Annotated in this window: 13 protein-coding genes and 1 riboswitch; of the genes, 5 read left to right on the top strand and 8 right to left on the bottom strand. The window is 36.7% G+C overall.

Features of this window, described 5'->3' with window-relative positions; translation table 11 throughout:
• Nucleotides 1–79: 79 nt before the first annotated feature.
• Nucleotides 80–937 carry a PhzF family phenazine biosynthesis protein gene (locus ACIQ1H_RS12695; RefSeq protein ID WP_402889183.1) on the top strand — a complete coding sequence of 286 codons (858 nt, stop codon included), beginning with the start codon at nt 80–82 and terminating at the stop codon, nt 935–937.
• Here ACIQ1H_RS12695 and ACIQ1H_RS12690 read toward each other — a convergent pair.
• Nucleotides 929–1,195 (bottom strand): NUDIX hydrolase, encoded by a 267-nt coding sequence (locus ACIQ1H_RS12690; RefSeq protein ID WP_402889182.1) that lies wholly within the window; start codon nt 1,193–1,195, stop codon nt 929–931. The genes ACIQ1H_RS12695 and ACIQ1H_RS12690 overlap by 9 nt on opposite strands.
• A 202-nt stretch (nt 1,196–1,397) precedes the next feature.
• Here ACIQ1H_RS12690 and ACIQ1H_RS12685 point away from each other — a divergent pair, with 202 nt between their 5' ends.
• A complete protein-coding gene (locus tag ACIQ1H_RS12685; RefSeq protein WP_173478282.1) occupies nt 1,398–1,568 on the top strand; it encodes a hypothetical protein in 171 nt (56 codons plus the stop codon).
• 153 nt (nt 1,569–1,721) lie between these two features.
• Here the strand turns inward: ACIQ1H_RS12685 and ACIQ1H_RS12680 are convergent, their stop codons facing one another.
• From ACIQ1H_RS12680 to glnA, 3 genes are all read right to left on the bottom strand, one after another.
• Nucleotides 1,722–2,603, bottom strand: a complete 882-nt coding sequence (locus tag ACIQ1H_RS12680) for a hypothetical protein (protein WP_402889180.1) — start codon at nt 2,601–2,603, stop codon at nt 1,722–1,724.
• A 51-nt stretch (nt 2,604–2,654) separates the two neighbouring features.
• The gene (locus ACIQ1H_RS12675) at nt 2,655–3,023 is read right to left on the bottom strand and encodes a hypothetical protein (protein WP_402889178.1); all 369 of its coding nucleotides are present in this window, start codon (nt 3,021–3,023) and stop codon (nt 2,655–2,657) included.
• Nucleotides 3,024–3,442: 419 nt separating this feature from the next.
• A complete protein-coding gene (gene glnA, locus ACIQ1H_RS12670) occupies nt 3,443–4,777 on the bottom strand; it encodes a type I glutamate--ammonia ligase (protein ID WP_402889176.1) in 1,335 nt (444 codons plus the stop codon).
• 789 nt (nt 4,778–5,566) lie between these two features.
• On the opposite strand from glnA, the gene ACIQ1H_RS12665 reads away from it, so the two are divergent.
• From ACIQ1H_RS12665 to ACIQ1H_RS12655, 3 genes are read left to right on the top strand one after another with little or no spacing between them, the layout of a single operon-like run.
• Nucleotides 5,567–5,989, top strand: a complete 423-nt coding sequence (locus tag ACIQ1H_RS12665) for an ATP-binding protein (RefSeq protein WP_402889175.1) — start codon at nt 5,567–5,569, stop codon at nt 5,987–5,989.
• Between the two features lie 29 nt (nt 5,990–6,018).
• On the top strand, nt 6,019–7,713 hold the full coding sequence (locus ACIQ1H_RS12660; RefSeq protein WP_402889174.1) for a methyl-accepting chemotaxis protein: 1,695 nt from the start codon (nt 6,019–6,021) through the stop codon (nt 7,711–7,713).
• A 32-nt stretch (nt 7,714–7,745) separates the two neighbouring features.
• The gene (locus ACIQ1H_RS12655) at nt 7,746–8,132 is read left to right on the top strand and encodes an STAS domain-containing protein (RefSeq protein WP_402889173.1); all 387 of its coding nucleotides are present in this window, start codon (nt 7,746–7,748) and stop codon (nt 8,130–8,132) included.
• Between the two features lie 148 nt (nt 8,133–8,280).
• Here the strand turns inward: ACIQ1H_RS12655 and ACIQ1H_RS12650 are convergent, their stop codons facing one another.
• From ACIQ1H_RS12650 to sigX, 4 genes are all read right to left on the bottom strand, one after another.
• The gene (locus ACIQ1H_RS12650) at nt 8,281–9,627 is read right to left on the bottom strand and encodes a sodium-dependent transporter (RefSeq protein WP_402889171.1); all 1,347 of its coding nucleotides are present in this window, start codon (nt 9,625–9,627) and stop codon (nt 8,281–8,283) included.
• 146 nt (nt 9,628–9,773) lie between these two features.
• Entirely contained in the window at nt 9,774–10,361 is a 588-nt protein-coding gene (locus ACIQ1H_RS12645; protein WP_173478276.1) for an ECF transporter S component, read from the bottom strand.
• 225 nt (nt 10,362–10,586) lie between these two features.
• A riboswitch (FMN riboswitch) is annotated at nt 10,587–10,782 on the bottom strand.
• A 315-nt stretch (nt 10,783–11,097) separates the two neighbouring features.
• Nucleotides 11,098–12,393 carry an RNA polymerase subunit sigma gene (locus ACIQ1H_RS12640; RefSeq protein ID WP_402889169.1) on the bottom strand — a complete coding sequence of 432 codons (1,296 nt, stop codon included), beginning with the start codon at nt 12,391–12,393 and terminating at the stop codon, nt 11,098–11,100.
• Nucleotides 12,390–12,923 (bottom strand): RNA polymerase sigma factor SigX, encoded by a 534-nt coding sequence (sigX, locus tag ACIQ1H_RS12635; RefSeq protein ID WP_173478274.1) that lies wholly within the window; start codon nt 12,921–12,923, stop codon nt 12,390–12,392. The genes ACIQ1H_RS12640 and sigX overlap by 4 nt, the downstream gene beginning before the upstream one ends.
• Nucleotides 12,924–13,026: the final 103 nt, after the last annotated feature.

Genomic DNA, 13,026 nt, shown 5'->3' with positions numbered 1-13,026 from the left:
ATTCCCTTTTGCAAGCCATAGTGTACTAATTATTGTTAAAATAAAATTACGAAATAATTTATTAAAAGGGGAAATAGATTTGTTATATTATGTAATCGATGCATTTACTGAAACAATGTTTAGCGGGAATCCTGCTGGTGTCGTTATCCACGAAAATTTAAATGAAGTGTTTATGCAAAAATTCGCGACTGAAGTTCGCTTTTCAGAAACAGCCTTTATCAAAAAATTAGACAATAAAAAATTTGAAATAAAATTTTTTACTCCGACTTCACAGGTGGATCTTTGCGGGCATGCAACAGTTGCCTCCTTCAAAGCACTACTAGATAGCAAAGCAATTGAAGATAACAATACTTACTACATGAAAACACTCGCTGGCACTCTTGCGGTTGAGCTAAAACAATCATTCATTATGATGGAGCAAGCTGAGCCTAAGCTTGGAAAAATATTTGATGATTACGATTCCTTATCAGCGCTTTTCAAAATAAATAAAAGCCAAATAGGCGATCAAACGTTTAATTTAGTACCTCAAGCCGCAAGTACAGGACTTTGGGATATTATGCTTCCAATAAAAACAAAAGATGCTTTGCATGCGATAAATCCTGATTTTAAAGCACTTGCTGATTTTTCAAAAATTAATAACATAGGAGGAGTCCATGCATTTACGCTCGACACAGCAGAAGGAATTGCGGAGAGTCGAAACTTTTGCCCACTCTATGGGATTGATGAAGAAGCTGCTACAGGTACTTCAAATGCTGCATTAACCTATTATCTTTTCCATAACCAAGTATTAAACGAATTTAATCAAGAGTACAAATTTTTGCAAGGGGCAAGCATGGGCAGACCTTCTACGATTATGACTAAATTAATACATAAAAATAATCCACGTGTAATGGTCGGTGGGAATGCAGTTATATTAACAAAAGGTAAGCTATACTAAGCGGTAACTATTTGGACTAGAGAACGCCTCTAAACTGCGTAATGGAATTTGCAGATCGACTCCATTACGCGTTACTTGGTTGTTTACCCAATCTTGAATAAATCGAGCTTGATGGCTGTTTAAATGCGGGAGATTGGTACGATCAAAGAATCGATGCTCGTGACTTTCTTCAGAGCGTTGAATGAATTCCCCTGAAAAATGGCTTGTATGAAAAAATAAGACCTTTAACCCTGTAGAATTACAAACTGAAGTAGTCATGATTCCTGAGAAAGTGCGAAATTCTATGCAGTAAACGATGGGGCGTTTATCCAAGAAGGATTAACGCTCTTTTTTGTGGTTGAATTCATTAATCCAAGAGCACAGGTTACTTCAGTAACTTTACTTTTTTGTTTTTTGCATTGAATATACAGTCATAATTTAGGGCAAGAATAACTTATCAAAATCTATTATGAGGTGAACTATGAAAAAATTAATTATCGGTACTTTTACAGCAATTTTAACAACAGGATTACTGTTCGGTTGTGGTACATCGAAAGAAGACAAAACAGAACCCAACGATACTGAAGCACCTTCAACACATAAAGATCACATGGATGACGAAAATAAAACGGATGACACTTCAAAGGAGTAAGACTTCCTTAAAATTCATTAGCCATAAAAACCAGCTCTAATATAATAGAGCTGGTTTTATCATATTCCAACTGTAGCTTTTCTAAATCCAATAAAAACATACCTAGCGATTCCTAACCGCCATCCATCAATGGAGATTTGGTTCAATAGGAGGCTAATGAATAATAGTAACCTTCTCTTTTTTTACTAAACGAACTAATAATTTCTTTTGTATAATACATTCTTTAAAACGTCTATTAATAATGTTTTGCATAGATGTATTATCTCCATCAGTAAAAAATGTCACGAACATGTTTTCTTCTATTGCCCTTTTGACAACAGGCGCATACACTAACATCCCCCCTCCTCCCGCTCTGGTAACGGGCAAACGCTTCACATAAGAGTGTGGTAAAAGTATCATGTTCTGTGCAACTCTCTCAGCAATACACCACCCCACTAAATCCTCTTCAAGAAATAAAGCAAAGCTAAATTCTTCATCGATAACGCCTAAATTCTGAACAAAAGGATAGACATGATCATCAAACTTATTCTTATTAGAAATTGCCTTTCTAAATATCTCACTCACATGCTGACTCCAAGGTACTACTGTTAAACTAGTTGGGATTTCTAAATTCCATAACCACTCATTTTGTTGTATTCGCTTAAAATCCAGCACATATTTATCTATGCCTTGTACATTCCCATGCCATCCTTGATTGGTTAATATATTTATAAAGTCATCAGATTTACTATTCATCGTAATCGTTATTTCTGTTATCAAAAAGCCGATCCTTTTAAAATAATTTTCCGCTTCATTATATAGTTGCATAACAAAATGATGGGCATTCTCCTTATCATTTACAACTAAATGTGTAATCGCCGCTGACTTATTATCAAAATTGATGTCTGCAATAAGGATACCTATTGGATGTGTATGGTTCACTAAACCTATTCCCCATAGACTTGCGTCCATTAATTGCAACCTTTTAAAATGATTAGGGTTCAAAAAACTTAAAAACAGACTATAATTACTCGAAGTAAGATTTAACATTTCCATTAATTTCACCTCTTAAAAATAAGTAGCCTAAGTTTAGGCTACTTGCAAATACTACACTTCATCAAATGATTCTGTTACTGGATTAAATACAAGATTGGCAAAATGGATATTTTTATAATTTTTAGTTAAAGCATACTTATTCTCAGTTGTTCTTAATTGATAACCTGCAGTTACAGCCGTTTCTACACCATTAGTTGCTTCAATGAAATAATAATATGTCGTAAATGGTGTTGCTGTATCATCATTCCAGTGTTGTGTACCACTCGCAATGCTTGATTGTAAAACAATTGCCCCTACTAAACTATTGCTTGTGTTACGTTTTATCGTATAAGTAACCGTTCCTACAGAAGATTGATTATCTGTCCAAGTAATTGTATTTCTAACACCACCTGGTGATAAATCTATTGAACTTCCACTCACATTTGTTACAGGTAAAAATACGCTATTCTCGTTTTATCCCTCTCTATCTCTCGGTTTTATGACGAGCCTTCACCGTGCAGGCAACTTTCATCGCACACGGCGATCCGTCAGCGATAGATCTTCAAAATTTATTTCCCCGTAGTAAATATATATTATTTTAAGTCGTGCCAATATTGACGAATGTTAATATTAATGTTAATTTTTAAAATTTATTCACTTCTAAAACTTATAATATGATGATGCTGTTTGCTGTCAAATTTCTAAAAAGCAAAATGAACTTATTTTTAGAAAAAAAAAAACCCCGAATAAGTTCACTTTTTAAGGTGTCCATTATTCGGAGTGCAGTTCAAACTAACGGGTGCTTTAGTTAAATATTAAACTTCATATATCAAAACAAAACAGAGTTCATTACTTCTTTCCTAATACATTGTCAAATATTCATCACGTTCCCAGTTGTGGACGCGTGTGCGGTATTTGTTCCATTCGATTTCCTTCGCTTCTGTGAACTTCTCAAATATATGATTGCCAAGTGCGTCACGTACGATATGATCCATCTCTAGTTCAAGTAATGCATATTCAAGAGAAGATGGTAAACTATCAATGCCATTTAATTCACGATCCGCGCGATTCATTTTATAAATATTTCGATCGACAGCATCTGGTGGTGTTAAGCCTTTCCGTATCCCATCAAGTCCAGATGCTAAAATAACGGCCATCGCTAAATAGGGGTTCGCTGCTGGATCAACAGAACGTAATTCAATACGAGTTGAAAGTCCTCGTGCTGCTGGGATGCGAATAAGTGGTGAGCGGTTTTGAGCTGACCAAGCTACATAGCATGGTGCCTCATAGCCTGGGACTAACCGTTTATATGAATTTACTAAAGGGTTTGTCACTGCTGTAAAGCCGTGAACATGCTTCATAATGCCTGCCATAAAGCTGCGAGCCGTCTCGCTTAATTGTAATTCTGCATGTTCATCATAGAAGGCATTTGTATCTCCTTCAAACAATGAAAGATTGAAATGCATCCCTGAGCCATTCACACCAAATAGCGGTTTTGGCATAAAGGTTGCATGTAAACCATGCTGTGCTGCGACTGTCTTTACTACTAGTTTGAACGTTTGAATATTATCGCACGCTTCAATAGCACTTGCATATTTAAAATCAATTTCGTGCTGACCAGGTGCGACTTCGTGGTGAGACGCTTCAATTTCAAAGCCCATGCCCTCTAACTCAAGCACAATATCACGCCGACAGTTCTCGCCTAAATCAGTAGGTGCTAAATCGAAATACCCTCCGCTATCATTTAATTCAAGCGTTGGATGCCCTTTTTCATCTAGTTTGAATAAGAAAAATTCTGGCTCTGGACCAAGGTTAAACGAGGTAAAGCCTAACTCTTCCATTTCCTTTAATACGCGCTTAAGATTGGAGCGTGGATCACCTTCAAACGCTGTACCATCTGGTCGTGCAATATCACAGATAAAGCGCGCTACCTTACCTCTTTCTGCTGTCCAAGGGAAGATAACGAATGTATCTAAGTCAGGGCGTAAATACATATCAGACTCCTCAATACGGACAAACCCTTCAATTGATGAACCATCAAACATGACCTTATTGTCTAATGCTTTCGCTAATTGACTAACTGGTACTTCCACATTTTTTATTGAGCCTAATATATCAGTAAATTGTAGGCGAATAAATTTCACATTTTCTTCTTTCACCATGCGGATAATATCATCTTTTGTATGATGTTTCATTCTTCACCACTCCAATTGTCATTTTTCTTAACGTGTTTTTTTATAACTGTTTTTAAAGTACACTAAAACCATAAAAATGCGCAATGGGCATGTAATGTTTTCTTACATACATTTTTTCGAATAAAATTATCTTTATTTTAGATGTATAAATATATTATATTAGACCTATATATTCCCTTCCGTCAAAATAAAACTTAATGATTAATTAAATAAAACTTATGTATAACATTAGTCTTGCATTATTTAAATTTTACTGGTACATTATAAACGAAATATAATTTAAATAGTACCTAATAGGATATTTTTACTATTATATCTATTAACCCCTATTAAAGTATTTGAATATTCCGAACTTTAATTTTATAATAATGACGTCAGTGGATAAAGACCTATTGATTCCATCCAGTATAAACTAAAAACTCCGTTTCAAATGGTCTTAATCTACCAAATTGAAGCCAAACTTCGCAAACTCCAGGCAAATGATTGAGCATCGTCTTAACATTCCTATACAACGTGCTGTCACCAACATTAAGGATGAACATTTTCAGAAGATACATAGAGTTACAAGCATTTACTACTATACGGTGACAAAACCATAGGGTGAAAACCGTCATAGTCAACGATATTCATTCCTTTATCACACATAACTTTTGTATAGCAATGACATAATTTTTTGCGTTTTCATTCCTATTCTTTCTCAATATAATGGCGATGACCTTTAACTTTGCTTATATTTTACTGGTTATTTCAAGTGATATTGTAAATGCAGTACAAGTTAGGCGATTGGTAATGGAATTTACACTGCGAGTTCAAGCAAATCGACAAGCAGTTCATTTTATAGATAATGTGATGGAAAACTATACAAATATTTATGGTATACCCTTCAGTCGAGAATTAAGATTCGTTTTACACGAATTAGTGATTAATGCCATTGAAGCGATGGAAAAAATCGATTCTCCCTCTCCCGACGGCAAAATTCAAATTCAAGTTTTACATAGCGATGAGGAGATTAAGCTAACTGTCATCGATGAAGCACAAGGCATTACTGAAAATGATATAGAGAAGGCTTTGCAATTCGACCCTAACGTACATAACTACACAGATCGAGGTCGAGGATTATTTTTCGTCAAAAATATGGTTGATTCTATTTGGTTTAAACATCTTTCAAGGACCAAATTTTTAGTCGGTGTTTCCAAAAAAATTCATGGATAAAGTACATCTGTAATGAGGAGGGACTTTTGGTGAAATGGACAATCCGTAAAAAAATGAATTTACTTATTCTTACCTGTATTTTGTTAATGGTTACTCTTATAGCTGTAATCGATTTTTTTGAAGCAAAAAAGAATTTTTTAGAAAGCGCAAATGCTAAACTTTTATCGGATTTACAATTAAGCTATCAATATTTTGATGTTAAAATCCCTGGCGATTGGGACATTCAAAATAATGAATTGTATAAAGGAGATGTAAAAATTGCTGGTAATTTCGATATTGTAGATGAAATTGGCAATTTAGCAGACGGTAACTTCGTGACAATCTTTCAGCACGATACACGCATTAGCACAACAATAGTGGAAAATGGTATACGTCAAGTGAACACAAAGGCTCCTAAAGAGCTTACTACTGCTGTTTTAGAGCAAAAAGAACGTTTTATCGGTACAACAAATGTATTAGGTAGTATGTATCAAGTGGCAACAGAGCCAATTTTTAATAGCAAAGGCGACATCATCGGCATGTGGTCGACTGGTACACCATCCGCACCCTATATTAACATCGCCACAAAATATGTACTTGAAAATGTTGCAATATCATTAGGCATTGCCATTTTAATGTTTGTTAGCATTAGTTGGTTTTTACAGCGCCAAATTATTGCACCAATTAATCAACTAAGTTTGAATGCTAAAGAACTTGCTAATTTAAATTTAAACGTAAAAATAGTAAAACCTAAAGGAAAAGATGAAATCGCCAATTTAGCACAAGCCTTTCATCATATGAAGCAGCGTTTAACAGAAACTATGACCATTGTCTCGCATAGCGCAAATCAAATAGCTAAATCCTCGCAAACATTAGCCGAATCATCGCACCAAACAAGTGAAGCTTCAAACCAAATTGCTTTAACAATGAACGACATTTCAAATGGTACTACCATTCAATCTGATCAGGCTGAACGTATTGTCATAATGATGAAAAAAACGATTGAGGAAGTAACCAATAGTTTAAAAAAGGCAGAAACAACTTTAAATAGGGCGATTCAATCTACTTATATCGCTCGAAAAGGAGAAGATGCTATCAATGAAGCAATCAAACATTTAAATACAGTCACTCATACGGTTTCATATGCTACCGATTCGATTCAAAAACTAGGCAAACGCTCTGAAGAAATAGGTGGTATTATAACTGTCATAACTGGTATTGCGGAGCAAACAAATTTATTAGCCTTAAACGCCGCCATCGAAGCTGCTCGAGCTGGAGAGCAAGGAAAGGGCTTTGCTGTAGTCGCCTCTGAAGTTCGTCAGCTCGCTGAACAGTCGAGTATGGCTTCTGGTCAAATTACAGATTTGATTAAAAACATACAAGCCGAAACCGCTGTGACCGTTCGAACTATGGAAAGTAATTTACTTGCAGTAGAGGAACAAGTGAATATCATTAGCAAAGGTGGACATGCCTTACAAGAAATTGTTGAACATGTTGTTGAAACAGAACAAGGTGTGAACCAAATGAAATCCGCATTCACGCATGTCAATGACAATTCATTAAATGTTCAACAGGCAATACAAGATATCTCCCGCATTCTTGAAGATTCTGCGGCAGCTTCTGAAGAAATGGCCGCTACGTCCGAAGAGCAACATGCAACTGTAGCAGAAATCTCATTAAAATCAGAGGAATTGGCAGAAATTTCTACAAAGCTACAAAACGAAGTGAATAAATTTAAATTTTAATCGATCACTAAATAATATGGAGGAGCATTGATATGAGTAAGAATAATATGATAAATATTAATTCGAAAGCCGATTACATTTCAATCGCCTTTACAGGTAATTTAGAATACGGATTAATCGATGAGCTAAAAGATGAGCTTCATGCTATTAGTTTAGAACCAAAGCATGGCTACGTAATTGATATGCAAAATGTCACGAATATTGATAGTACCGGTTTTGGCATGATTATTAATTTCGCAAAAAAAGTTACGATTGCCGAACAGAAAATCGCCATTATTGTGACGGATGAATTTATTCGAAAACTGTTCGCGATCTCCCAATGTGATAAAGTATTCCCTATTGCAAAAAGTGAACTACAAGCACAGCAAATGATTAAAGAAAAAAGCTGGTTAGGTGAACTCGCACTAAGTGAATATTAGATTAGGTACCTGGCACGCAAACAATTCTGAATTCTTCTATTCCTCTGTGAGAACTCAAAACAAAGCCGCAACAAATCGCATGATAGCGAGTGTTGCGGCTTTTGTTGCGCGCACGAGTGACAGGCACTCACACAATTTTACTCTTCAATTATTTTTGTAAAAGCATATTTAATAAAACAACGATAATAACGATCGGTACGACCACTAGCATTAATATGCGATATGTCTTATAAAAACCCTGCCCCATTTGACTGCCCATTAACAATTCCTTTTTTACAAAGCTTTTATCGACCACATAAGCAATAAAAATCGCAATCAATAAGTTGCCCATTGGTAACATTAAATTGGACACTAAATAATCAGTAGCATCAAAAATCGACTTCCCGAAAATGGAGACATCTGCTAACAAGCTAGAAGATAAAGCCGACGGAATGGCAGCGATAAAGACAATAACTCCTAGTAACAACGTTAAGACTGAACGTGACATATGCCACTTCTCTATAAATGCCGCAACAATAATTTCATATAAACTAAATGATGACGTTAACGTCGCAAATAAAAACAGTAATAAAAACAGCGCTAAAAATACTTCCCCAAAAGGCATTTGACTAAATGCAGTCGGTAGCACCATAAATAATAAGCCAGGTCCAGCTTGTGGCTCTAAATCAAAAGCAAACACTACAGGGAAAATAGCTAGTCCTGCTAAAAATGACACAAGCACCGTCAGTATAACTACTGAACCTGCAGAGTTTGGTAAACTAACATCCTTTTTCAAATACGAACTATATGTAACTAAACAAGAGAACCCGACTGCCAAACCAAAGAATGACTGCCCTAATGCTTCTAAAAGCGCCTTACCCGTTATATTTGTAAAATCTGGCCATAGGAAGAATTTCACACCTTCCATTGCCCCATCTAATGTTAATGCACGAATAACAAGAACGATGAACATCACAAATAATAATGGCATCATCCACTTATTTGCTTTTTCAATACCATTTTGCACACCGAGCGAAATGACGAGTACATTTACCAGTGTAAATAACGCTAAACCTAGTAACGTAATCCACGGTGTACTAATAATTTTTCCAAATAGCTCACTCGGATTAACCGTCGAATCAATAACAGCCCCTGATACACCTAGGCCACTATATATAAATATCCAGCCCCCTACAACACTGTAAAAGGTTAATAATAAAAAACAGCCAAGTACACCCATGCGTCCAACCCAAGCCCAAGCAGGTTTCGTTGGAACAACTTTTTTATAAGCAGTGACCGCCTCCGATTGCGTACCACGCCCTAAAATATACTCAGATAATAACATCGGTAGGCCAATTAACAAAGTGAATACCACAAATATAAGGAAAAATGCGCCTCCCCCACTTTGACCTGTGACATAAGGTAGCTTCCAAATAGCCCCTAGCCCAATTGCAGCACCCGCCGATGCTAAAATAAACCCTAACTTACTGGACCATTGTCCATTGTTTTCACTCATCTCTTCAATCTCCTCAAATCTAACTAATCTCACATTAATTGTACATTAAAATAGTAATTTAGACTAGTCAATTTCCAAAGATTTCACATGCTAATGGATCTATAAACAAAAAACCCCGAGTAAGAATAAACTCGAGGCTTAATTTATTATTTTGATAAATACATTGTACGTTGTTGCTCAATCCATCTACGCATCGTTGTGAACAGTAACGCCATAATCGCTGTTAATAGCACACCTTTGACGATATTAAATGGCAAAATACCTGCAATAATCATTTTATATAATGAATCGCCAACTACTGGCTCCATGCCTAAGAAATACGTGTACATCGGTAAAAATACTGCGTAATTTAAAACGCTCATACCTACTGCCATAACGATTGTTCCTGTTGCCAAACCTCCGACAAGACCTGCAATTGTTTTAAAACGATTAAACACAAATGATACTGGTAAAATAAATAATATACCTGTTACAAAGTTTGCAATATGACCAACTGGAACCCCTGTAGGCGTACCTGAGAAAATCCAATCCAATATATTTTTAAATAGCTCTACTAAAATACCCGCTACTGGACCCATTGTAATAGCAGCAAGTAATGCTGGCATATCACTGAAATCCACCTCTAAGAATGCTGGGAATGGCGGAATTGGGAAATTAAAAAGCATTAATAAAAACGAGATACTGCTCAGCATACCAATCGTAATAAACGATTGCAGTTTGATATTTTTCTTCATTGAAAACTCTCTCCTCTTTGCTGATTCAATCTTGCAAGAAGAAAGGTTACGACGTAATCGATTGTTTTTTCACGAAAAAACCCTTATGCACATCAGCATAAGGGAGAAAAGGCATGATTAAATAGCGCCATTACTAGCTTTTTTTGTGCAAACAGTGCAATCCATAGACACACTGAAAAAACGTTCGCACATAGCTTAATTCGTAACAACGAATGACGATCGTACCTTCATCTTCTCCCATCCAGACTATACTGTCGGCCTTGGAATCACACCAAGTCAGCCATGCAAAAAAATCTTTGCACAGGTCGCGGGCTGAAGAGCCATGTAGTAAATCTTACGAGCTAATGTAGTTTGTAGTACACTAGCGATTTACAACTCTATTACCGCCGGTCGGGATTTTCACCCTGCCCCGAAGATGAATCAATATTATTTTATAAATTAACTATAATGTTTTATCGCACAAAAGTAAATACTTCTGCTTAAAAAATCCCGATTAAATTTGTATGTTTTAAACTTTGTGCGATGGATTCCGCTTTAGCATAAGGATTCCGCTTTTTAGCACTGGAATTCCGCGATTCAGAGCTTGATTTCCGCGTTATAGCACTCGAATTCCGCGCTTCGACAACAAGATTCCGCGTTCCAGCACCAAGATTCCGCGATTCAGCCTCCCGCATTATTCCGACACGGAAACACACAAAAAAGCAGCTATCTCCCAATAGATAGCTGCTTTTTGTTGTTACTGCATCGTTTGTTTATTTGCCCCTACAGGCATGGGTAAAAACTTTGTTAAATCAAAGCCTTCCCAGCTTTCCTGTACGACGTTATCTAAGCGTAGTTTTTTATCGAAGCTTGAAGCTGTCAGCATCATGGCTTCGATTAATTGCGTAGCTCTTACTGCTTCCATTGTCGTCAAATCAAGCGGTGCGTCAAATGTGATGACAACACCCCCCTCTTCTTCTTTCACTGTATATGTTACATTTTCAGGGACAACGGGTACATAAATATCATCTCTTTTATCACGCATGGCAATAAGTGCCTCTGTAACAGTTGGATACGTTTGGTGGAAGTCGGGCGATAAATATTCTGTCCCATTTTCTTCTGTATATAAATAATAGTTGTAATGATCTTTCGTTAACTGAATAGGCTCACTTGGCTCACCAGCCTGTGAGAATTCATAAGGAGTACCATCTGCATTTTTTAACGAGATCGCTTTATATTCTGAGTCGGTAAACGTATCCTTTAACGAGCTTAAATATTTTGTTACGGAAGCTGACGCTACATCGTAATCGTTTTTTTCTGGTAAGACGTGAACTAGCGTCTCTCCTTCTTCTTTCAACTCACCTTTGTATGGATGATAGTTAGCAAAACCTAGCGCTTCCTCATCAATTTGTGGTGCGTATTTTTCATACATTTGTAGTGTTGTCGGCTTTTTCTTTCCAAAATCAGCCGTTATTTTTTCATTCGGGATAACATAGGTCATTGGTATGCTATCAGCATTGCCACCTGGTAAGCCGATTCTAAATACGACTGCATTTGCTAAATCTTCTTCGTAAACCGATGTACGAAGGGATAGCATTCGTGCATGTTCGGCACCGATATTTGCTTTCATCACACCATCTGCATTTTCACTTTCTGTTACTGCTTGATCCTCTTGCATCGTAGAAAAGTTTTCAGGAGGGGCGTTTGCCTCGTCCTTCACTGGATTATTATTTGATAAAAACACGTACCCTGCTACGGATAGTACAAAAACTGCTGCAATACTGCTAAAAATAGGTAGTTTACTCTTTCTACGCTGCTTCACAGGCTTCATACTTTCATTTTCTTGAACAGCGATAGACTGCTCTTGCTCTTCAAGCACTTTTGAATCTGTCGGTTGTTGCATTGCTTCTTGAAGATGTATATTATCTTGCAGACGGGCATCTGCAAGCAATCGCTTCAGCACTTCTTCTTTCGAACGGTCATCAGTCAGCTTCGGGGCATTCTTCAACATTTGTTCTAGTTGTTCATCGTTGTCAAATTGTTTATGAGTCATTGCCTTTTCGCCTCCTGTTCCCTTACCTGTTGTAGCTGTTGCCTTAAAAACTTAATGGCTCGATGTTGCGTCGTTTTAACCTTCGCTTCAGTCCAATCAAGTATTTGCGCCGTTTCAGCAATCGATAAATCTTGGAAATAGCGCATAATAATAACCATTTTTTGATCTCCTGTACAAATTTCAAGCGCAGACTCTATCTGCATTAATTCATCACTGGCCTGTAGCATTTCTTCCGGTGATGGTGTGGTTGAATGTAATTGTTCCGTTTCCCAGTCAAAAAAATCGAGCGAATGTTTTTTCCGCACGGCCTGCTTTCTAAAATGATCTATTGCGACATTTTTCGCAATGGCAAAAAGCCATGTTTTTTCACTGCTATTTCCTGCAAATTGTTCATAAGAACGCAGAACACGAACGTACACCTCATGTGATAGATCTTCAGCAAGTGTACGATTTTTTACTAGATAAATAAGAAACTGGAACACATCTTGATGGTATGAATCGTATAATCGATGGAACACGGAGTCATTCAAAGCACTCCACCCCCGTTCTCATAGTATTTGTCGTCTAACGCTCGCACAAGTTACATCGTAATTAATGTTTTGCTTTAAAATTTCACTATGTGCCAAATACCTG

Origin of the sequence: Lysinibacillus sp. NPDC097279, from assembly GCF_044761745.1 — a bacterium.
Lineage (GTDB): Bacteria > Bacillota > Bacilli > Bacillales_A > Planococcaceae > Lysinibacillus.
Note: the sequence above shows the minus strand (reverse complement) of the source record. Positions and strands in the feature narration are given on the sequence as shown.